The organism is Streptomyces sp. MH60 (assembly GCF_002939385.1).
Lineage (GTDB): Bacteria > Actinomycetota > Actinomycetes > Streptomycetales > Streptomycetaceae > Streptomyces.
The window spans coordinates 1-19,207 of sequence record NZ_MULI01000073.1 but is presented as its reverse complement, the minus strand read 5'-3'; the positions used below and the strand labels follow the sequence as shown (position 1 = coordinate 19,207).

Genomic DNA, 19,207 nt, shown 5'->3' with positions numbered 1-19,207 from the left:
CCACCGCAGTCACCAGATCCAGGAACGTAGGAAGAGAGCAGACCGACAGCCATGGCTGAGGCTCAGAACATCCCCGTGGGGTCCACCACCGCGGGCCAGATCGCGGTGGCCGCCGAGTCGACCGTCGCCACGCGCATGAGCGCACCCGCGTCCTTCGACGTGGCGGACTTCCCGGTCCCCCACGGCCGCGAGGAGGAATGGCGGTTCACCCCGCTGGAGCGGCTGCGCGGGCTGCACGACGGCACCGCCGTCGCCACCGGTGACGGCGTGAAGGTCGACATCGACGCGCCCGAGGGCGTCGTCGTCGAGACCGTCGGCCGCGACGACGCGCGCATCGGCCGGGCCGGCACCCCCGTGGACCGGGTCGCCGCCCAGGCCTACTCGGCGTTCGAGAAGGCCGGCGTGATCACCGTCCCCAAGGAGACGGTCCTCACCGAGCCGATCCGCATCGCCGTGCACGGCGAGGGCGGCACCGCCTACGGCCACCAGGTCGTCGAGCTGGGCGCCTTCGCCGAGGCCGTGGTCGTCATCGACCACTCCGGTGACGCCGTGCTCGCCGCCAACGTCGACTACATCCTGGGCGACGGCGCCAAGCTGACCGTCGTCTCCGTCCAGGACTGGGACGACAAGGCGGTGCACGTCGGCCAGCACAACGCGCTGATCGGCCGCGACGCCGCCTTCAAGTCCTTCGTGGTCACCTTCGGCGGCGACCTGGTCCGGCTGCACCCGCGCGTGGCCTACGCGGGACCCGGCGGCGAGGCCGAGCTGTTCGGCCTCTACTTCACCGACGCCGGCCAGCACCAGGAGCACCGCCTCCTGGTCGACCACAACGTCCCGCACTGCAAGTCGAACGTCGTCTACAAGGGCGCGCTCCAGGGCGACGACGCGCACGCGGTCTGGATCGGCGACGTGCTCATCGAGGCCGCGGCCGAGGGCACCGACACCTACGAGATGAACCGCAACCTCGTCCTCACCGACGGCGCGCGGGTCGACTCGGTGCCGAACCTGGAGATCGAGACCGGCGAGATCGTCGGCGCCGGCCACGCCTCCGCGACCGGCCGCTTCGACGACGAGCAGCTCTTCTACCTGATGGCACGCGGCATCCCCGAGCTGGACGCCCGCCGCCTGGTGGTCCACGGCTTCTTCGCCGAGCTGGTCCAGCAGATCGGCGTCGCGGACATCGAGGAGCGCCTGCTCAGCAAGATCGCGGAGGAGCTGGAGGCGTCGGTCGCATGACCTTCGTACGCGTCTGCGGAGCGGACGAGCTGGAGGAGGACACCCCCAAGCGGGTGGAACTCGACGGCACGCCGATCTCCGTCGTGCGGACCGAGGGCGAGCTGTTCGCGATCCACGACATCTGCTCGCACGCGAACGTCTCCCTCGCCGAGGGCGAGGTCGACGACTGCCACATCGAGTGCTGGCTGCACGGCTCGCGCTTCGACCTCCGGTCCGGCAAGCCCGACAGCCTTCCGGCGACGCGCCCCGTCCCCGTATACCCCGTAAAGATCGAAGGGGACGACGTGCTCGTCTCCCTCACCCAGGAGTCCTGAGGCACCCATGGCAACGCTTGAAATCCGAGACCTGCACGTCACCGTCGAGGCCGACAACGCCACGAAGGAGATCCTCAAGGGCGTCGACCTCACCGTGAAGCAGGGCGAGACGCACGCCATCATGGGCCCGAACGGCTCCGGCAAGTCGACCCTCGCCTACTCGCTGGCGGGTCACCCCAAGTACACGATCACCGGCGGCACCGTCACCCTCGACGGCGAGGACGTCCTGGAGATGTCCGTCGACGAGCGCGCCCGCGCCGGCCTCTTCCTCGCCATGCAGTACCCGGTCGAGGTCCCCGGCGTCTCCGTCTCCAACTTCCTGCGCACCTCCGCCACCGCCGTCCGCGGCGAGGCCCCGAAGCTGCGGCACTGGGTGAAGGAGGTCAAGGAGGCCATGGAGCGCCTCAACATGGACCCCGCCTTCGCCGAGCGCAACGTCAACGAGGGCTTCTCCGGCGGTGAGAAGAAGCGCCACGAGATCCTCCAGCTGGAGCTGCTCAAGCCGAAGGTCGCGATCCTCGACGAGACCGACTCCGGCCTGGACGTCGACGCCCTGCGCGTCGTCTCCGAGGGCGTCAACCGGGTCCGCGAGTCCGGCGAGGTCGGCACGCTGCTGATCACGCACTACACGCGCATCCTGCGCTACATCAAGCCCGACTACGTCCACGTCTTCGCCAACGGCCGCATCGCCGAGTCCGGCGGCGCCGAGCTGGCCGACAAGCTCGAGGCCGAGGGCTACGAGGCATACACGAAGGGTGGCGCATCCGAGTGACACAGCTGCCGGGCCTCCTCGACACCGAGGCGATCCGCAAGGACTTCCCCATCCTGGACCGCCAGGTCCACGACGGGCACAAGCTCGTGTACCTGGACAACGCGGCGACCAGCCAGAAGCCGCGACAGGTGCTGGACGCGCTCAGCGAGTACTACGAGCGCTACAACGCCAACGTCCACCGCGGCGTGCACGTCCTCGCCGAGGAGGCCACGGCGCTGTACGAGGGCGCGCGTGACAAGGTCGCGGAGTTCATCAACGCGCCCTCGCGCGACGAGGTGATCTTCACCAAGAACGCCTCGGAGTCCCTCAACCTGGTCGCCAACATGCTGGGCTGGGCCGACGAGCCCTACCGCGTGGACCACGAGACCGAGATCGTCATCACGGAGATGGAGCACCACTCCAACATCGTGCCGTGGCAGCTGCTCGCGCAGCGCACCGGCGCGAAGCTCCGCTGGTTCGGTCTCACGGACGACGGCCGCCTGGACCTGTCCAACATCGACGAGGTCATCACCGAGAAGACGAAGATCGTCTCCTTCGTGCTGGTCTCCAACATCCTGGGCACCCAGAACCCGGTCGAGGCGATCGTGCGCCGCGCCCAGGAGGTCGGCGCGCTGGTGTGCATCGACGCCTCCCAGGCCGCGCCGCACATGCCGCTGGACGTACAGGCCCTCCAGGCCGACTTCGTGGCCTTCACCGGCCACAAGATGTGCGGCCCGACCGGCATCGGCGTCCTGTGGGGCCGCCAGGAACTCCTGGAGGACCTCCCGCCGTTCCTCGGCGGCGGCGAGATGATCGAGACCGTCTCGATGCACTCCTCCACCTACGCCCCGGCCCCGCACAAGTTCGAGGCGGGCACCCCGCCGATCGCGGGGGCGGTCGGCCTGGGCGCGGCGATCGACTACTTGAACTCGATCGGCATGGACAAGATCCTCGCCCACGAGCACGCGCTGACCGAGTACGCGGTCAAGCGGCTGCTGGAGGTCCCGGACCTGCGCATCATCGGCCCCACCACGGCCGAGGAGCGGGGCGCGGCGATCTCCTTCACGCTGGGGGACATCCACCCGCACGACGTGGGCCAGGTCCTCGACGAGCAGGGCATCGCGGTCCGGGTCGGCCACCACTGCGCCCGCCCCGTCTGCCTGCGCTACGGAATTCCTGCGACCACGCGAGCGTCGTTCTATCTGTACTCCACGCCGGCCGAGATCGACGCGCTGGTCGACGGCCTGGAGCACGTACGGAACTTCTTCGGCTGACGGGACGAGCGAAGAGCATGAAGCTGGACTCCATGTACCAGGAAGTCATCCTGGACCACTACAAGAACCCGCACGGGCGGGGCTTGCGGGATGGCGACGCCGAGGTCCACCACGTCAACCCCACCTGCGGGGACGAGATCACGCTCCGCGTGAAGTACGACGGCACGACGATCAGCGACGTCAGCTACGAGGGCCAGGGCTGCTCCATCAGCCAGGCGAGCGCCTCCGTGCTGAACGACCTGCTGGTCGGCAAGGACCTCGCCCAGGCGCAGCGCATCCAGGAGACCTTCCTGGAGCTGATGCAGTCCAAGGGCAGGGTCGAGCCGGACGACGCCATGGAGGAGGTCCTGGAGGACGCGGTCGCGTTCGCCGGGGTCTCGAAGTACCCGGCCCGGGTCAAGTGCGCCCTGCTGAGCTGGATGGCCTGGAAGGACGCGACGGCCAAGGCGCTGGACGGCGCCGACGCCGAGAAGGAGACGACGGCATGAGCGAGACCCTGGAGATGAAGCCGGCCTCGGAGGAGGAACTCCGCGAGGCCCTGATGGACGTCGTGGACCCCGAGCTGGGCATCGATGTCGTCAACCTCGGCCTGATCTACGGCATCCACGTCGACGACGCGAACATCGCCACCATCGACATGACCCTGACGTCGGCGGCCTGTCCGCTGACCGACGTGATCGAGGACCAGGCCAAGTCCGCCACGGACGGCCTGGTCAGCGAGCTGCGCATCAACTGGGTCTGGATGCCGCCGTGGGGCCCCGACAAGATCACGGACGACGGCCGCGAGCAGCTGCGCGCGCTCGGGTTCAACGTCTGAGCCGCACCGGCGCAACGGATGTGGAGAACGGCGACACCTTCGGGTGTCGCCGTTCCTCGTGTTCGCTCCCGCCCGCGTCCCTCGTTATGTACGCTCGTACACATGGGATATCTGCTCCTGGCCGGAGCCATCGCCGCCGAGGTCGCCGGCACCACCGCCATGAAGTACAGCGAGGGGTTCAGCAGGCTGGTGCCGTCCCTGGTGACGGCCCTCGCGTACGTCCTCTCCTTCGCGCTCCTCGCCCAGACCCTGAAGCTCCTCGCCGTCGGCACGGCGTACGCCATCTGGGCCGGGGTGGGCACGGCCGCCATCGCCACCATCGGGGTCGCCTTCATGGGCGAGGGGATGACCCTCACCAAGGCCGCCGGCATCGCGCTGATCATCATCGGCGTCGTCGTCCTCAACCTGGGCGGAGCGCACTGATGCCCCGCCGCCACGATCCGGAGCGCCGCCAGCGCCTCATCGACGCCGCGATCCGGGTCGTCGGGCAGAAGGGCATCGCCGGGCTCAGCCACCGCAGCGTCGCCGCCGAGGCGGACGTGCCGCTCGGTTCCACGACGTACCACTTCGCGACCCTGGACGACCTCATGGTCGCCGCCCTGCGCCAGGCCAACGAGGGCTTCGCCAAGGTCGTCGCCGCCCACCCCGCCCTGTCCGACCCCGCCGCCGACCTGCCCGGCGAACTCGCCCGCGTCCTCGGCGCATGGCTGGGCGGCGACCGCACCGGCGTGGAGCTGGAGTACGAGCTGTACCTCGCCGCCCTGCGCCGCCCCGCACTGCGCCCGGTCGCCGCCGAGTGGGCCGAGGGCGTGGGCGCCCTGCTCGCCGCCCGCACCGACCCCACGACGGCCCGCGCCCTGGTCGCCGTACTGGACGGCATCTGCCTCCAGGTGCTGCTGACGGACACGCCGTACGACGAGGAGTACGCCCGCGAGGTGCTGGCCCGCCTGGTCCCCGCGCCCGGCACCCGAGACGGCCGCGGTCCCGGCTCGCTTCCACCGGCGACGGCCGGTTAGGTTGCCCTCATGACCGACACGACTGCTCCCCGCACCACCGGCGCCGTGGCCGCCGGCCTCGCCACGATCGCCGCCGACGGCACCGTCCTCGACACCTGGTTCCCGGCGCCCGAACTGTCCGACGAGCCCGGTCCCTCCGGCACCGAGCGCCTCACCGCCGAACAGGCCGCCGAACTCCTGGGCGGCGGCGCCACCGCCGCGGTCGGTCCGGACGCCCGCCGCGGCGTCGAGGTGGTCGCGGTCCGCACGGTCATCTCCTCGCTGGACGAGAAGCCGCTCGACACGCACGACGTCTACCTGCGCCTGCACCTGCTCTCCCACCGTCTGGTCAAGCCGCACGGTCTGAGCCTGGAGGGCCAGTTCGCCTTCCTCGCCAACGTCGCCTGGACCTCGCTCGGTCCGGTCGCCGTCGACGACATCGAGAAGGTCCGCCTCAACGCCCGCGCCGAGGGCCTGCACCTCCAGGTCACCTCGATCGACAAGTTCCCCCGCATGACGGACTACGTCGCTCCCAAGGGCGTCCGCATCGCCGACGCCGACCGCGTCCGCCTCGGCGCGCACCTCTCCGCGGGCACCACGGTCATGCACGAGGGCTTCGTCAACTTCAACGCCGGCACGCTGGGCACCTCGATGGTCGAGGGCCGCATCTCCGCGGGCGTCGTCGTCGGCGACGGCTCCGACATCGGCGGCGGCGCCTCCACCATGGGCACCCTCTCCGGCGGCGGCAACGTCCGCATCACCATCGGCGAGCGCTGCCTGATCGGCGCCGAGGCGGGCGTCGGCATCGCGCTGGGCGACGAGTGCGTGGTCGAGGCCGGCCTCTACGTCACCGCGGGCACCCGCGTCACGATGCCCGACGGCCAGGTCGTCAAGGCCCGCGAACTCTCCGGCGCCTCGAACATCCTCTTCCGCCGCAACTCGGTCACCGGCACGGTCGAGGCCCGCCCGAACAACGCGGTGTGGGGCGGCCTGAACGACGTCCTGCACAGCCACAACTGAGCCGACCTCAGTTTGCCGAGCGCCCTGTCCGTCCGTCGCGGGGAGGGCGCTCAGGTGTTCGCGGGGGTGGTCTGCTCCTGTTGGCGGCGCACGATCTCCGTGATCCAGGCGGGGGCGTAGGGGGAGGTGCAGCCCGGGGGAGTGGGGTAGTCCTTCAGGACGCCGAGGCGCTCACCGATGGCGACGGCGCGGGGGCGGTGTTCGGGGTGGTCGATGCCGATCCGGGCCAGGCAGTGGTTCATCGCCCACTGCAGGCGGTCCGGGGCGTCCTTCAGCTCCGACTCGACGGTGTCCAGCAGGGCCGCGAGGTCGAGACCGGCGGGCTTCCTCGTCACGCGTTCGGTGGTCAGCGCCCAGCCGGCGCTCGCGACCACCGGGTCCGGGTCGGCGGTCCAGGCCAGACGCAGTTCCTCGGCGTGCGGGTTCTTCTTCACCACGTGGTTGACGAGCCAGTCGTGCACCTTGGGGGTGCGGGCCTGGCGCAGCATGGTGTCGAGTTCGTCGCGGTCGTAGGACCTCGGGCGGCAGATCAGGAGGCTCAGCAGGCGTGCGGCGGTGTCGTCCGCGGCCCAGAGCCGGCGCGCGAGTTCCGGCTGGGTCCTCAGGCGCTTCGCGAGCGCGCGCAGCCTGGTGAGGTTCACACCGTGGTCGTCGCCGTGCTTCTCGTTCACGGCCCGGACCCGCGGGTCCTCCAGCCCGGCCAGCTCGGCCAGCACCTCGGCCACCGTCGGTTCGGTCGGCGTCTGCTCCGGCACCTCGGTCGCCTCCTGTCGCCCTCAGCGGTCATCCGCGGGGGCTCAGCCTACGGCGCTCAGCGCTTCAGGGCCCGGTAGCGCTTCAGCAGCACGGTGACTCGGGCCTGGTCGGCCGCTCCGTTCAGCTCGGTCAGGAGGTCGTCGGGGCACAGCTCGTAGTGGTCGCCCCACCAGCGGCGGCCCTTGCTGTCCCATATGCGGTATCCGCCCGGCACGCCCCGGGCCACGTAGCGCCTTCTGCTCATCGCGGGCAACCGTAACCCGCACGTACGGATGACTGCCCGTGACCTACCGGTGGTCTTGGCGGATGAACGGGTGGACGCAGAGTCCGATCAGAGGCCGATCCGACGAAACGAGGGGCCTGGATGACGCCTGGGACGACGAACGAGCGGGTGGGGACCGTGGCACGCCTGCTGGCCGGGGCGGGTGCCGCGGTGCTGGTGTGCTGCGGGTCGGTGTGGGCCGCGGGGGCCGCGCACGCCGACGAGACGACGACCGGCTCGCACAACGGCCCCCGCGTGGGGCTCCTCAACGTCCACGTCGGCCAGATCGACGACCCCGCGGAGGACGTGCTGGAGCACACCCTGCTGTTCGGCGACGGCTACGCCTGGAACTGACCGGTGTGGACGGCCAGTTCCTCGTAGGCCGCCAGCAGACCGGCCGTGGTCTCCCGGTCCGCGGGCCGCAGCGGCGCGCGGACCGGGCCGGCCGGGAGGCCCAGGGCGCCGAGGAGGGCCTTGGCGGTGACCGTGCCGGGCAGTCCGGCCGCCATCATCGACTCGATGAGCGGAATCGCCCGGCGCTGGAGCAGGGCGGCCCGCCCGGTGTCGCCCGCGTCGAAGGCGTCGAGGACGGCCCGGAACAGATCCGGCGCGACGTTGGCGACGGTGCTGACGTACCCCGCCGCTCCGACCGCGTACAGCGCGAGGACCTGCTCGTCGCAGCCCGCGTAGTACGCCAGGCCGGTGCGGGACAGCACCTTCTGGGTGCCGAGGAGGTCGTAGGCGCAGTCCTTGACGGCGACGATCCGCGGGTGCCCGGCGAGGCGGACCAGGGTGTCGGGTTCGACGCGGGTGCCGGTGCGGCCCGGGATGTCGTAGACCATCACGGGCAGCCCGCTCGCGTCGGCGACCTCGCGGAAGTGCGCCTCCAGGGCGTCCTGCGGGGGCCTGCTGTAGTACGGCGCGACCACCAGCAGTCCGTCGGCGCCCGCCTTCTCGGCCGCCAGGGCCAGTTCCACGGTGTGCCGGGTGTCCGCGGTGCCGACCCCGGCGACCAGGGCCGCCCGGTCCCCGACCGCCTCCCGGACCGCCGTCACCAGCGCCGCCTTCTCGGCGTCCGTGGTGGTCGGCGACTCGCCCGTGGTACCCGACAGGACCAGGCCGTCGCAGCCCCGGGAGACCAGGCGCCCGGCGAGCCGCCGGGCACCGTCGAGGTCGAGGGCGCCGGACTCGGTGAAGGGCGTGACCATCGCGCACAGGGCGCGGCCGAAGGGGGCGGCGGGGCCGTCGTCGTCTGTCGTCATGGGAGTAGTGTCGGCGGTCGGACAGTGTAGCTCCACTTAATTCTTCTACGAGGTGTCTGTAAGGAATGCTTCAGGGATGAGGTGGTGCCCGGGTGCCCGTGCCGGTGGGGGTAGTGCCGTTCGGGCCGGGGTACCCGGGGTGCTCCGAACCGAGAGGAGGCGGGAACACCGTGACCGGAACCATGCACACCAGGCCGGTGCACGACGAGCAGCACTCCGTGGGCGAACTCGTCGGGCAGGCCACCGAACAGCTCTCCCGGCTCGTGCGCCAGGAAGTGGCCCTGGCCAAGATGGAACTGGCCGAGAAGGGCAAGCGGGCCGGGCGCGGCGGCGGAATGCTGGGTGCCGCGGGTGCCATCGCCTACGTGGGCCTGTTCGCCCTGGCCGGCACGGCGACCGCCGCGCTCTCGCTGGTACTGCCCGTCTGGGCCGCGGCGCTCATCGTGACGGCGGCGCTCTTCGTGATCGCCGGCGTCCTGGCCATGACCGGTCGCGCCCAGCTCCGCCGGGCCGTGCCGCCCAAGCCCGAGCAGACCCTCGGCAGCGTCAGGGCCGACGTCGACCAGATCAGGGAAAGGGCACATCGATGACCGACGCGACGAGCCGGGACGGTTCGAGGAGCGGCTCCACCGCACAGCCGGTCGGCGGGGCGAAGGGCCCCGACGAGCTGCGCCGGCAGATCGAAGAGACCCGCGGCCAGCTCGGCGACACCGTGGAGGAGCTGGCCGGCAAGGCCGACGTGAAGGGCCGCGCCAAGGCCAAGGCCGCCGACCTGAAGGACAAGGCGGGCGCCATGAGCGTGCAACTGCGCAGTTCCGCCGCGCACGCCGGGCACGCCGTACAGGACAAGGCGGGCCGGGCCGGGCACACCGCGCAGGACAAGGCGGGCCGGGCCCGGGACGCCGCGGAGCGGCGCACGCCGGGACGGGCGCGCGGCGCGGTGCGGGCGGGGCTCGGGCACCCGCGCGCCGTGCTGGCCGCCGGGGCGGCGGCGGGCGTGGTGGTCGCGGCGAGCCTCGTGCGGCACCGCCGGCACGGGCACTGCTGAGCCCCCGAGGGCGAGGTGCGGCGAGGGGCTCCGGGCGGGGCCCCTCGTCCCGTACGTCATGCCGGTAGGGGCAAGGGCTTGACCTCAACCTTGGTCGAGGTCGGAGGGTGGTGCGTACACCCGACATCCACCGATCACCGGAGGCCCGGCATGACCCGCCGCACCGACGCCCACCCCCACCTCGCCCGCCCCGACGTCCTGGCGCCCTTCTTCAGCACCTGGCGGGTCGGCACCCCCGAACGGCAGCGGCAGACCGTCGACGCCATCGCCCGTACCTGGGAGAACCGGCCCTGGCCCGCCGAAGACCTGCGCGGCTACCACGTCTACACCGGGCACGACGGCAGCACCCTGCTGCACCACTCCCAGTGGGCGAGCGAGCAGGCGTACGAGGCCTTCGCGAAGGTGCACCGGCAGGAACGCGTCGACGAGATCGACACCGCCGTGCCGGGCATCGAACGGCTGGGCCTCGGCCGGTACCGGCACTACCGCGCCGCGACCCGCGAGGCCGGGGCGGCGGCCGTCGTCCCGGGCTGTGTCGTGATCGTCGAGGTCGAGTTCGAGGGGCCCGACCCCGACCGGCAGCGCGCCTGGGTCGACGCCGTCTTCGAGGCCCTGGGGAGCGAGCCGAGGCCGCGCCCCGGCGGCATCTCCGCCCACTTCCACCTCGGCACCGACGGCACGCGCGTCCTCAACTACGCCGAGTGGGAGAGCGCGCGGGCCCACATCGACGCACTCGCCGCGCCGGGCGACGGTGTCGGCTCGGCGACGCCCCAGTGGGAGCGGGTACAGAACTGGCCCGGCCTGAAGAGCAGCACGGTCAGCCGCTACGACCACGCGCTCGGCCTCGTGCCCCGCTGAGCCCGCCCCCACCGCGGTCCGGTTACGGACGGAACCGCAGCACCTGCGGGTCGTGGTCGCTGATCTGGTCGTGGAACTCGGCGTTGACGTGCACGCTGTCGTAGGACAGGTGGCCGCGGCGGACCGACGGGCTGACCAGGATCTGGTCCAGGACCTGGCTGTTGCCCTGGTAGACGTACGAGTAGCGCTCGCTCCTCGGCAGCGACTTCACCGCCGACCACAGCGCCCCGTCGTCCTCCAGGATGCGGGCGGTCGTCGAGAACTCGAAGTCGTTGATGTCGCCGAGGGCGACGACGTCCGCGTTCTGCTGGGTGGCCAGGATCTCCTTCACGAAGGTGTTCACCACCTTCGCCTGGGCGTGGCGCTGGGTCTCCGAGCTGCGCGACGGCGGCTGGTACTGCGCCGTCAGACCCTGGTCGCCGCCCTTGGAGTTGAAGTGGTTGGCGATGACGAAGACCGTCCGGCCGCGGAAGACGAACTCACCGGCCAGCGGCTTGCGGCTGTCCTCCCAGGCCGGGTCCGCCGGGTCGACCCGGCCGGGGGAGAGGGTCAGCGCCGCCTTGCCGCGCACCTCGCGCACCCCGGTCGCCGTGGTGGCGTCGCCGCCCGCGCGGTCGGTGAAGGAGACCCGCTCCGGGTTGAACAGGAACGCCTGGCGGATGTTGCCGCCGGGCTCGCCGCCGTCCGCCTTGTCCACCGGGTCGATGCCCCGCCACTCGTAGCGGGGGCCGCCGGCCGCGACGATCGCGTCGATCAGCCTGCCGACCGTCGCGTCGGCCGCCACGGTGCCGTCGTCCGTGGCACCGTTGTTGTCCTGGATCTCCTCCAGGGACACGATGTCGGGCGACTTCAGGTGATGCACGATCGCGTCGGCGTGCGCGGCGAAGGTGCCGTCCGACGGGTCGAGGTTCTCGACGTTGTACGTCGCCACCGCCAGCTCGCGCGCGCTCTGCCGGCGCGTCGACTCGCGCTCCGTACCGCCGCTCTCCAGGGTGCCGATCTCGCTCGCGACCAGTGTGTAGCCGCCGTACTGGTTGTAGTCCAGCGGACCGGCGGTGGTGCCGGCGAGGGTGTCGCCCACGTCGGCGGCGGGGAAGTCGGCAGGCTTGCCCAGCGACTGGATCTGCAGCCGGCCGGTGTTCTGGTCGTCGTAGGAGCCGTAGACCGTGCCGCCGCGGCGGTTCGGGTTCTCCCAGGGCTTCACCGTGACCCACAGCTCGGTGTGCGGGTCCGAGGCGCCGACCACCCGGGCGTCGGAGACCTGGACGCTCATGCCCTCCAGCGACTCGTAGTAGTCCAGGGCGTACGCCCTCGGCCTCAGGGTCAGGCCGTTGACCGAGCCGTTCGCCGCCTGGACGCCCTCGGGGGCGTACGCGCGGGGCACGGACCGGGCGGAGACGGCCGTCGCGGCCGGGAGGGCGTTGCCGCTCGAGACGACGGCGACCGTCGGGCGGGTGATCTCGGTCAGCGACTGGTTCCCCGAGGAGGTGCCGCCCGGGACGTACTCCGAGACCGTGCCGGAGACGGTGACCGCGTCACCGACGGCGACCTCGGGGGCCTTGCTGGTGAAGACGAAGACGCCCTCACTGGTGGCCGGGTCCGCGTCGGGCCGCGGGTCCTGGATCCAGAAGCCCTTGGAGGAGCCGTAGCCCCGGACGCCGGTGACGATTCCGGCCACGTCCGTGACCTGGCGGCCGGCGTACGGGGACAGCCGGGTGCTGCCCTGGATGTCGTGGATCCGCACGGAGTCGGCCGGTGCGGAACCGGCGTGCGCGGGCACGGTGAGGACGACGGTGGACGCCGCCGAGCAGACGGCGGCGACGGTGAGCGCGGCGAGGCGCGTGGAGGACTTGCTGGCCAACGGATCCCTCCGGGGATGTGACGTGGCGCGGGACTCTACGCGCGTCAATCTCCTGCTTGCTCCGGCCAGTTGTCAAGGTTTCGGCCATGTACTCCACCCGACGGGGAGATGAACCGGGCGGCATGGGTGGAAACCCGTCTAGGCTGAGCAGTCGTACGGCGGTCAAGAGGCGCGCGAGGAGAAACTTCCGATGTCAGACAGCTCCACCCTGCCGCCCGCACGGCTGCGCCCCGAAGCGGAGCTGGCCCGCGACGCGCTGTCCGTGCCGGTGCTCGCCCGGGCCGCGCGGCTGGCCCGCTGGGCCGACGCAGACACCCGCGTCGACGCCGGGGGCGGGCTCGTCGAGGAGCAGCTGCCCGCGGCGGCCGAGCAGCTCGGGCTGAGCGGGGACGACGCCGCCGCGTACGCGAGCGAGGCCTGGCGGATCGCCGTCGACACCGGGCTCGTCGAGATCACCGACGAGGAGGCGGGCACCGTGGCCGCGGGCGAGGACCTCGCCCTGCTGACCGGCGGCTCCCCCCAGGACGTGCTCGGGGTGTGGCTCACCGCCCTGGAGGCCGTGCTCGCCGACGCGAGCGTGCCCGACCTCGACGACCTGGTCGACGCGATGGCCGAGGGCGGCGAGGTCGACCTGTCGTCCCTCGACTGGGACCCCGACGCCGAGTCCGAGTTCCTCGACGGCGTGCTCGGCAACCTCTACCTGCTCACCGTCGGCGGGGACGGCCCCGGTGACGGCCCGGTACCGCTGCCCGCGCTGGCCGCCTCCATGATCGTGCCCAGCGACATGGGCGAGCCCAGCAACGAGGTCCTGGAGCGGGTGTCGGACGCGATGATGCGCCTGGACGACCAGTTCCGGCTGCTCGAACCGGTCGGCCTCGTCGAGTACCAGCCGGTCGACGAGGCGCTCATGGCCGACGCCGACGAGGAGCCCGCCGCCCCCGTCGACGAGGCCGACGTCAGCCGCTACGGCATGGTGCGGCTCACCCCGCTCGGCCTGTACGGACTGCGCGCCCGGCTCCTGGACGCGGGCTTCGAGGCCCCCGCCGTCGGCGACCTCGCCGACAAGGGCGCCGACGCGCTGCTCGACGGCACCGCCCCCTTCCCGCCGGCCGCGGCGCACGCCGAGACCGAGCTGTGGCTGGCCGGGCGGAGCCCGCTCGACGCCGCCCGCGAGCTGCTGGCGGCGGCCCGCGGCTCCGACACCGGCGCGCCGCTGCGCCGGCTGCGCTGCCAGCAGGCGCTCTCCCTCGTCGGCGCGGAGGCGGAGCCCGCGCTGCGGGAGGTCCTCGACGACGCCGAACTGGGCGGCCTGGCCCGGGTGTGGCTCACCGAGCACGGGGCCCGTGACGTACCGGCGCCGTCGCAGGACATGGTCTTCTGGCTGACCATCGACACCGTCGCCGCGCAACTCGCCGCCGAGGGCAACTCCGAGGAACTGCGCGCCCTGGTGGAGGGACTCGCCCGCCAGCACAGCGGGTTCTTCGACACGGTCTGGCGGGTCGAGCACCCGGCCACGCCGGACGTCCTGGAGGCGATGGGGCGGCTGCACCCCGACAAGAAGGTCGCCAAGGAGGCCCGCAAGGCGGCGTTCAAGGCACGCTCCCAGCAGGCCGGCTGACACCCGCCAAAGCACCCCGGCGAGCGGGCGACGCCCGGTCGGCCTCGTGGACGGGGCTGGCGGGGCTCGGCCGGAGGGCGGGTGGCCGGGGCCGGCCGGGAGCGGTGGTCCCGTGCGGGGGACGAGGTGGGCATGCGGTGGTGGCCGGACGGGGGGTCGGGGCGCGGCCGTGCGGGAGAGGTCTCCGCCAGTTCAGCTTCCGTTCAGGCGGCGGCGGGATTCCCGTTCAGGCGCGGGCGGAACCGTGACGCCTGACCGAGGTCCGCCACCCTCCACGGCTCGCCCACCGTCACAGGAGACACCATGTCGCTCACCCGCAGGGACTTCGCCAGTCGATCCGCGCTCACCGGCGCCGGGGTCGTACTGGCGGGCAGCGTCGGCGCCCTCGCCACCGCACCGAACGCCCTCGCGTCCACGGACACCGACCGCGTGGGGGAGGAGCACGGTCACGGGCACGACGGCCACCACGGTCACGGCGGAGTCGGCTACGGGCCGCTGGTCCCCGACCCGGACGGCATCCTCGCCCTGCCCGCCGGCTTCCGGTACGAGATCATCACCTACTCCGGCCGCACCAAGCTGGAGTCCGGCGAGTACACCCCGTCCAACCACGACGGCACCGCCACCTTCGACGGCCCGCGCGGCGCCACCCTCCTCGTCAACAACCACGAACTCGGCGGCCACCGCGACGACTGGCCGCACCCCGTCCCGCTCACCGAGGGCCTCGTCTACGACCCGGCCGCCGCCGGTGGCTGCACCGTCGTCGAGGTCCGCCGCGGCGGCCACGTCGCCGAGTGGGTCGGCATCGCCGGCACCGCCACCAACTGCGCGGGCGGCAGCACCCCGTGGGGCACCTGGCTGACCTGCGAGGAGACCGAGGACAAGGCCGGCAAGAACGGCATGACCAAGGACCACGGGTACGTCTTCGAGGTCGACCCCGAGGACCGGCGCGCCAACCACGACCCCAAGCCGGTCAAGGCGCTCGGCCGCTACGCCCACGAGGCCGTCGTCATCGACCCCAAGCGCGGCCACGCCTACCTCACCGAGGACGCCTCGGGACCCAACGGCCTCCTGTACCGCTGGACCCCGCCGGAGCACTTCCGGCACGGCCGCGGCCGGCTGCGCACCCTCGCCGACGACGCCGGGGTCCTCCAGGCCTTCAAGTGCTTCGACTCCGGCGGCAAGTTCGTCGACGACCTGTCCCGCGCCACGAAGACCGGCACCGTCTACGGCGTCGACTGGGTCGACGTCCCCGACCGCGACGCGCGGACCACCTCCGTGCGCAAGCAGTTCGCCGCCGGTGAGGTCACCCGCGCGCGCAAGCTGGAGGGCATGTGGTGGGCCGACGGCGGGGCCTACATCGTCTCCTCCTTCGCCCGTGACGAGAGCCCCGGCCGCCCGCACGACGGCCAGGTCTGGTTCTACGACCCCAAGCGCCGCACCCTCACGCTGAAGGTCCTGCTCGGCGTCAACGCCGACCCGTCCGCCGACGGCGCCTTCGACGGCCCCGACAACATCACCGTCTCCCCGTACGGCGGTCTCGTCATCGCCGAGGACGGCGACGGCGTCCAGCACCTGTTCGGCGCCACCGACAGCGGCCGCACCTACCCCATCGCCCGCAACGAACTGAACCTGGGCACCGAGGACGACCCCGAATACAGCGAGTTCACCGGCGTCACCTTCTCGCCCGACGGCCGGACCCTCTACGCCAACATCCAGACCCCCGGCATCATGCTGGCCATCACCGGGCCGTGGAAGCGGCAGAAGCGCAGCTGATTAATTCGCTCGCCCGAGCAGTGGCCGCCCTTTTAGAGTGATGAACGTCCAGGTGCGAAGGCAGGACCTACTTCCACTGATAATGGGGCGGTCACGGGTTCGAGTCCCGTCACCGGCACAACGCGCCGGTGTAGCTCAGGGGTTGGAGCACCTTGTCGGTTCCGCCGACCTGGACTCTGGACACCCATAACTTCACGCACCTCCCGGTGCGCGGGCCGCGGCTACTTCTTCTCTCAAAAGAATCCCATGCCGCTGTCCACTTGATCTCGGGAGGCTCGGCAGTCGAGGGGTGCCCGGTGCGCAGGCGGCGGATACTTCCTGGATCGGACGGTTGCGGGTTCGAATCCCGTCATCGACTTCGGGTCGGTGTAGCTCAATCGGCAGAGCATCCGACTGTTCCCGTCGTCGATTCCGACCTCGGGCACCCTTCCGCTGCCGTGTCTCCCGCCGAAATCATTCCAGAATTCGGGGGAATTCATCATGGCGCGATTCAACACCCGGACCGCGAAGGCGCAGCCCGCCTCGCGCGTGACCTCGACGGGCCGCGTGCTGCGCACCTTCGAGGGCGGCCGGGGCACCGAGCGCGACCCGCGCTCCGAGCTGTTCCTGCTCGCGGTCGCCGACTTCGTGTCCCAGCGGACCTTCTACGAGGCCGGTGCCGCCCGCGACGACCGCTTCGCCACGCTCGTGCGCGAACTCGCCCTCAGCGACCCGTCGTGGACGGCCGGCCTGCTCGGCTGGCTGCGCGGCGAGGGCAACCTGCGCACCGCCTCCATCGTCGGCGCCGCCGAGTACGTCAAGGCCCGCCTCGACGGCGGCGTCACCGACGGACCGTCGAACCGGCAGGTCGTCGCCTCCGTCCTGCGGCGCCCCGACGAGCCCGGCGAGCTGCTCGCCTACTGGACGGCGACCCACGGCCGCGCCGTGCCCAAGCCGGTCAAGCGGGGGATCGCCGACGCCGTACGGCGGCTCTACCACGGCAGGTCGCTGCTGAAGTACGACACCGCGTCCAAGGGATACCGCTTCGGCGACATCCTCAACCTGGTGCACGCGGCGCCCGACCCGGACAAGCCGTGGCAGGGCGAGCTGTTCCAGTACGCCGTCGACCGCCGGCACAACCCGGACACCGCGGTGCCGCCCGCCTCGAACCGCGTCCTGACCGCGCACCGCGAGCTGATGGCGCTGCCCGTCGCCCAGCGGCGGGCGGTGGTCGCGGCGCCCGACGGTGCCGAGCGGCTCGCGGCGGCGGGCATCACGTGGGAGATGCTGGCCGGCTGGCTCCAGGGGCCGATGGACAAGGCCGCCTGGGAAGCGGTGATCCCGTCCATGGGAGCGATGGCATTGCTCCGCAACCTGCGGAACTTCGACGAGGCCGGCGTCTCGGACGAGGCCGCCGCCCGGGTCGCGGCGCGGATCAGCGACCCGGCCGAGGTGGCGCGCTCGCGGCAGTTCCCCTTCCGCTACCTCGCCGCGTACCAGCACGCGCCGTCGCTGCGCTGGTCGTACCCGCTGGAGCAGGCGCTCGGCCACTCGCTGGCCAACGTGCCCGCGCTGGGAGGCCGGACGCTCGTCCTCGTGGACCGCTCGGGCTCGATGTTCTACTCGCGGATGTCGGACCGCTCCGAGCTGACCCGGGCCGACGCGGCGGCGGTCTTCGGCACGGCGCTGGCGCTGCGGGCGGCCGACGCGGACCTGGTGGAGTTCGGTTCGTCGAGCAACCGTGTGACGTACCGCAGGGGCGAGTCGGTGCTGAAGGTCCTGGACCGCTTCGGCGACCTCGGCGGCACCGACACCACCGAGGCGGTACGGCGCCACTACCAGCGGCACGACCGGGTGCTGATCGTCACCGACGAGCAGTACGCGTACAGCCGGCACGGCGACCCGACCGAGCAGGTGCCGCGGGACGTGCCCGTCTACACCTGGAACCTCGCCGGGTACCGGGCGGGCCACGGTCCGTCGGGGCAGGCGAACCGGCACACCTTCGGCGGTCTCTCGGACGCCGCGTTCCGGATGGTGCCGCTGCTCGAGGCGGGCCGGGACGCCGACTGGCCCTGGGACCACCGGGGCGAGCACGCGCGGTAGGGTGCCCGGAAGGTTGCCCGCTGTGCAGGGAGGGGCTGTGGCGCAGGTCAGGCCCATGCGGGCGGATGCCCGGCGTAATCATGAGCGGTTGCTGGCGGTGGCGGCGGAGGCGTTCGCCGAGCACGGCGAGGGCGCCTCCCTGGACGACATCGCCCGGCGGGCCGGGGTGGGGGTCGGCACCCTGTACCGGCACTTCCCGACCCGGCAGGCGCTGCTGGAGGCCGCCTACCTCGAACGCGTCGAGGCGATCGCGGCCCGCGCCGACGTGATCGCGGCCGCGCGGCCGCCGGGCGCGGCGCTCCTGGCGTGGCTCGACGAGCTGGCCGTCGGCATGCTCCAGGTGCGCGGGCTCAAGGCGCTGCTCGGTACGGCCGTCACCGGCGGCGGACCCGCGTGCGGCGACTGCGTGCGCGGCGCGGCGACCCGGCTGGTGCGGGCCGCGCAGCAGGCCGGTGCGCTGCGGCCGGACGTCGAGCCGGTCGAGGTGCTGCGGCTGCTGCACGGGGTGGTGACGGCGGCCGAGGCGGCCGGCGAGGTGGACGGGACGGCCGCGCGCCGGTATCTGTCGCTGCTCATGGAGGGTCTGGCGAGGCCCTAGGGACCGCCGCCCGCGGGACGGGCGGCGGCCCTCTCGGCGTGCGGTCGTCTACAGCGCCTGGGCCGCCGGCTTCACCATGCCGCGGACCGTGCGGGACTTGACGAAGTCGCCGATGGCGGTCATCTCCCACTCGCCGGAGTACTGGCGGATCAGCTTCGCCATCATCACGCCGGTCTGCGGCTCGGCGCTGGTGAGGTCGAAGCGGACCAGCTCCTCGCCGCTCGCGGCGTCGATGAGGCGGCAGTACGCCTTGGCGACCTCGGTGAACTTCTGGCCCGAGAACGAGTTCACCGTGAAGACCAGGCCGCTGACCTCCTGCGGGAGCCGGCCGAGGTCCACGACGATCACCTCGTCGTCGCCGCCGCCCTCTCCGGTCAGGTTGTCGCCGGAGTGCTTGATCGCGCCGTTCACGATCGAGAGCTTGCCGAAGTAGCAGCTGTCGATGTGGTTGCGCTGCGGGCCGTAGGCGATGACGGACGCGTCCAGGTCGATGTCCTTGCCGCGGTACGCCGGCTCCCAGCCGAGGCCCATCTTGACCTGGGAGAGCACCGGGCGGCCGCCCTTGACGAGGGACACCGTCTGGTTCTTCTGGAGGCTGACCCGGCCCTTGTCGAGGTTGATCTTGCCGGTGCCCGGGGCGGGCGCGGCCGGCGCGGCGGCGGGCGGGGCCGGCGCGGCGGCG

22 protein-coding genes and 1 tRNA gene are annotated in these 19,207 nt (G+C 72.2%); 18 read left to right on the top strand and 5 right to left on the bottom strand.

Translation table 11 applies throughout. From position 1 onward, the window contains the following. The first annotated feature begins 51 nt into the window (after positions 1 to 51). The 9 genes from sufD (at position 52) to dapD (ending at position 6,407) form a co-directional block, all read left to right on the top strand. Entirely contained in the window at positions 52 to 1,236 is a 1,185-nt protein-coding gene (gene sufD / locus BZZ08_RS31000) for a Fe-S cluster assembly protein SufD (RefSeq protein ID WP_104635530.1), read from the top strand. After that, the gene (locus BZZ08_RS30995) at positions 1,233 to 1,550 is read left to right on the top strand and encodes a non-heme iron oxygenase ferredoxin subunit (protein ID WP_003976896.1); all 318 of its coding nucleotides are present in this window, start codon (positions 1,233 to 1,235) and stop codon (positions 1,548 to 1,550) included. The genes sufD and BZZ08_RS30995 overlap by 4 nt, the downstream gene beginning before the upstream one ends. A gap of 7 nt (positions 1,551 to 1,557) precedes the next feature. Continuing rightward, a complete protein-coding gene (gene sufC / locus BZZ08_RS30990) occupies positions 1,558 to 2,322 on the top strand; it encodes a Fe-S cluster assembly ATPase SufC (protein WP_104635529.1) in 765 nt (254 codons plus the stop codon). Further along, complete coding sequence (locus BZZ08_RS30985) at positions 2,319 to 3,575, top strand: cysteine desulfurase (RefSeq protein ID WP_076973791.1); 1,257 nt, start codon at positions 2,319 to 2,321, stop codon at positions 3,573 to 3,575. The genes sufC and BZZ08_RS30985 overlap by 4 nt, the downstream gene beginning before the upstream one ends. Positions 3,576 to 3,592: 17 nt before the next feature. Further along, positions 3,593 to 4,063 (top strand): Fe-S cluster assembly sulfur transfer protein SufU, encoded by a 471-nt coding sequence (gene sufU, locus BZZ08_RS30980; protein WP_104635528.1) that lies wholly within the window; start codon positions 3,593 to 3,595, stop codon positions 4,061 to 4,063. Then, complete coding sequence (locus BZZ08_RS30975; RefSeq protein WP_059301801.1) at positions 4,060 to 4,392, top strand: metal-sulfur cluster assembly factor; 333 nt, start codon at positions 4,060 to 4,062, stop codon at positions 4,390 to 4,392. The genes sufU and BZZ08_RS30975 overlap by 4 nt, the downstream gene beginning before the upstream one ends. A gap of 102 nt (positions 4,393 to 4,494) precedes the next feature. Next, positions 4,495 to 4,815, top strand: coding sequence for a DMT family transporter (locus BZZ08_RS30970; protein ID WP_104635527.1), 321 nt, complete (start codon positions 4,495 to 4,497; stop codon positions 4,813 to 4,815). Then, positions 4,815 to 5,408, top strand: a complete 594-nt coding sequence (locus tag BZZ08_RS30965; RefSeq protein ID WP_104635526.1) for a TetR/AcrR family transcriptional regulator — start codon at positions 4,815 to 4,817, stop codon at positions 5,406 to 5,408. Before BZZ08_RS30970 ends, BZZ08_RS30965 begins: the two co-directional genes overlap by 1 nt. 9 nt (positions 5,409 to 5,417) lie before the next feature. Then, positions 5,418 to 6,407, top strand: coding sequence for a 2,3,4,5-tetrahydropyridine-2,6-dicarboxylate N-succinyltransferase (gene dapD / locus BZZ08_RS30960; RefSeq protein ID WP_104635525.1), 990 nt, complete (start codon positions 5,418 to 5,420; stop codon positions 6,405 to 6,407). Positions 6,408 to 6,457: 50 nt separating this feature from the next. Here dapD and BZZ08_RS30955 read toward each other — a convergent pair whose 3' ends face one another. Both BZZ08_RS30955 and BZZ08_RS30950 read right to left on the bottom strand, forming a co-directional pair. Next, positions 6,458 to 7,162 (bottom strand): DNA alkylation repair protein, encoded by a 705-nt coding sequence (locus tag BZZ08_RS30955; RefSeq protein ID WP_104635524.1) that lies wholly within the window; start codon positions 7,160 to 7,162, stop codon positions 6,458 to 6,460. Between the two features lie 56 nt (positions 7,163 to 7,218). Beyond that, positions 7,219 to 7,407 (bottom strand): hypothetical protein, encoded by a 189-nt coding sequence (locus BZZ08_RS30950; RefSeq protein ID WP_198601794.1) that lies wholly within the window; start codon positions 7,405 to 7,407, stop codon positions 7,219 to 7,221. A gap of 120 nt (positions 7,408 to 7,527) precedes the next feature. On the opposite strand from BZZ08_RS30950, the gene BZZ08_RS30945 reads away from it, so the two are divergent. Next, positions 7,528 to 7,779, top strand: a complete 252-nt coding sequence (locus BZZ08_RS30945) for a hypothetical protein (protein WP_104635522.1) — start codon at positions 7,528 to 7,530, stop codon at positions 7,777 to 7,779. On the opposite strand, the gene dapA is transcribed toward BZZ08_RS30945, so the two are convergent. Further along, entirely contained in the window at positions 7,764 to 8,687 is a 924-nt protein-coding gene (dapA, locus tag BZZ08_RS30940; RefSeq protein WP_198601793.1) for a 4-hydroxy-tetrahydrodipicolinate synthase, read from the bottom strand. The two genes, BZZ08_RS30945 and dapA, sit on opposite strands and share 16 nt — an antisense overlap. Before the next feature lie 170 nt (positions 8,688 to 8,857). Between dapA and BZZ08_RS30935 the strand changes: the two genes are divergently transcribed. From BZZ08_RS30935 to BZZ08_RS30925, 3 genes are all read left to right on the top strand, one after another. Beyond that, positions 8,858 to 9,277 (top strand): phage holin family protein, encoded by a 420-nt coding sequence (locus BZZ08_RS30935; RefSeq protein ID WP_198601792.1) that lies wholly within the window; start codon positions 8,858 to 8,860, stop codon positions 9,275 to 9,277. Continuing rightward, positions 9,274 to 9,735, top strand: coding sequence for a DUF3618 domain-containing protein (locus tag BZZ08_RS30930; RefSeq protein ID WP_104635519.1), 462 nt, complete (start codon positions 9,274 to 9,276; stop codon positions 9,733 to 9,735). Before BZZ08_RS30935 ends, BZZ08_RS30930 begins: the two co-directional genes overlap by 4 nt. A 150-nt stretch (positions 9,736 to 9,885) precedes the next feature. Next, positions 9,886 to 10,593, top strand: coding sequence for an antibiotic biosynthesis monooxygenase (locus BZZ08_RS30925; protein ID WP_104635518.1), 708 nt, complete (start codon positions 9,886 to 9,888; stop codon positions 10,591 to 10,593). A gap of 22 nt (positions 10,594 to 10,615) precedes the next feature. Here BZZ08_RS30925 and BZZ08_RS30920 read toward each other — a convergent pair whose 3' ends face one another. Next, positions 10,616 to 12,454 carry an endonuclease/exonuclease/phosphatase family protein gene (locus BZZ08_RS30920; protein WP_104635517.1) on the bottom strand — a complete coding sequence of 613 codons (1,839 nt, stop codon included), beginning with the start codon at positions 12,452 to 12,454 and terminating at the stop codon, positions 10,616 to 10,618. Between the two features lie 190 nt (positions 12,455 to 12,644). Between BZZ08_RS30920 and BZZ08_RS30915 the strand changes: the two genes are divergently transcribed. From BZZ08_RS30915 to BZZ08_RS30900, 5 genes are all read left to right on the top strand, one after another. Next, positions 12,645 to 14,072, top strand: coding sequence for a hypothetical protein (locus BZZ08_RS30915; protein ID WP_104635516.1), 1,428 nt, complete (start codon positions 12,645 to 12,647; stop codon positions 14,070 to 14,072). Positions 14,073 to 14,375: 303 nt separating this feature from the next. Beyond that, positions 14,376 to 15,845 carry a PhoX family protein gene (locus tag BZZ08_RS30910; RefSeq protein WP_104635515.1) on the top strand — a complete coding sequence of 490 codons (1,470 nt, stop codon included), beginning with the start codon at positions 14,376 to 14,378 and terminating at the stop codon, positions 15,843 to 15,845. A 45-nt stretch (positions 15,846 to 15,890) separates the two neighbouring features. Next, positions 15,891 to 15,960, top strand: a tRNA-Ile gene (locus BZZ08_RS38880). 365 nt (positions 15,961 to 16,325) lie between these two features. Next, entirely contained in the window at positions 16,326 to 17,927 is a 1,602-nt protein-coding gene (locus tag BZZ08_RS30905) for a TROVE domain-containing protein (RefSeq protein WP_104635514.1), read from the top strand. A 37-nt stretch (positions 17,928 to 17,964) separates the two neighbouring features. Continuing rightward, entirely contained in the window at positions 17,965 to 18,525 is a 561-nt protein-coding gene (locus BZZ08_RS30900; protein ID WP_198601791.1) for a TetR/AcrR family transcriptional regulator, read from the top strand. Between the two features lie 48 nt (positions 18,526 to 18,573). Here BZZ08_RS30900 and BZZ08_RS30895 read toward each other — a convergent pair. Next, a partial coding sequence (locus BZZ08_RS30895) for a TerD family protein (RefSeq protein WP_133169236.1) occupies positions 18,574 to 19,207 on the bottom strand: 634 nt, incomplete at its 5' end.

Excerpts from the sequence above, each read along its gene's own strand:
- sufD (WP_104635530.1), top strand. The coding sequence starts at position 52 with ATGGCTGAGGCTCAGAACATCCCCGTGGGGTCCACCACCGCGGGCCAG.
- BZZ08_RS30995 (WP_003976896.1), top strand. The coding sequence starts at position 1,233 with ATGACCTTCGTACGCGTCTGCGGAGCGGACGAGCTGGAGGAGGACACC.
- sufC (WP_104635529.1), top strand. The coding sequence starts at position 1,558 with ATGGCAACGCTTGAAATCCGAGACCTGCACGTCACCGTCGAGGCCGAC.
- sufU (WP_104635528.1), top strand. The coding sequence starts at position 3,593 with ATGAAGCTGGACTCCATGTACCAGGAAGTCATCCTGGACCACTACAAG.
- BZZ08_RS30975 (WP_059301801.1), top strand. The coding sequence starts at position 4,060 with ATGAGCGAGACCCTGGAGATGAAGCCGGCCTCGGAGGAGGAACTCCGC.
- BZZ08_RS30970 (WP_104635527.1), top strand. The coding sequence starts at position 4,495 with ATGGGATATCTGCTCCTGGCCGGAGCCATCGCCGCCGAGGTCGCCGGC.
- BZZ08_RS30965 (WP_104635526.1), top strand. The coding sequence starts at position 4,815 with ATGCCCCGCCGCCACGATCCGGAGCGCCGCCAGCGCCTCATCGACGCC.
- dapD (WP_104635525.1), top strand. The coding sequence starts at position 5,418 with ATGACCGACACGACTGCTCCCCGCACCACCGGCGCCGTGGCCGCCGGC.
- BZZ08_RS30950 (WP_198601794.1), bottom strand. The coding sequence starts at position 7,407 with ATGAGCAGAAGGCGCTACGTGGCCCGGGGCGTGCCGGGCGGATACCGC.
- BZZ08_RS30945 (WP_104635522.1), top strand. The coding sequence starts at position 7,528 with ATGACGCCTGGGACGACGAACGAGCGGGTGGGGACCGTGGCACGCCTG.
- dapA (WP_198601793.1), bottom strand. The coding sequence starts at position 8,687 with ATGACGACAGACGACGACGGCCCCGCCGCCCCCTTCGGCCGCGCCCTG.
- BZZ08_RS30930 (WP_104635519.1), top strand. The coding sequence starts at position 9,274 with ATGACCGACGCGACGAGCCGGGACGGTTCGAGGAGCGGCTCCACCGCA.
- BZZ08_RS30925 (WP_104635518.1), top strand. The coding sequence starts at position 9,886 with ATGACCCGCCGCACCGACGCCCACCCCCACCTCGCCCGCCCCGACGTC.
- BZZ08_RS30915 (WP_104635516.1), top strand. The coding sequence starts at position 12,645 with ATGTCAGACAGCTCCACCCTGCCGCCCGCACGGCTGCGCCCCGAAGCG.
- BZZ08_RS30910 (WP_104635515.1), top strand. The coding sequence starts at position 14,376 with ATGTCGCTCACCCGCAGGGACTTCGCCAGTCGATCCGCGCTCACCGGC.
- BZZ08_RS30905 (WP_104635514.1), top strand. The coding sequence starts at position 16,326 with ATGGCGCGATTCAACACCCGGACCGCGAAGGCGCAGCCCGCCTCGCGC.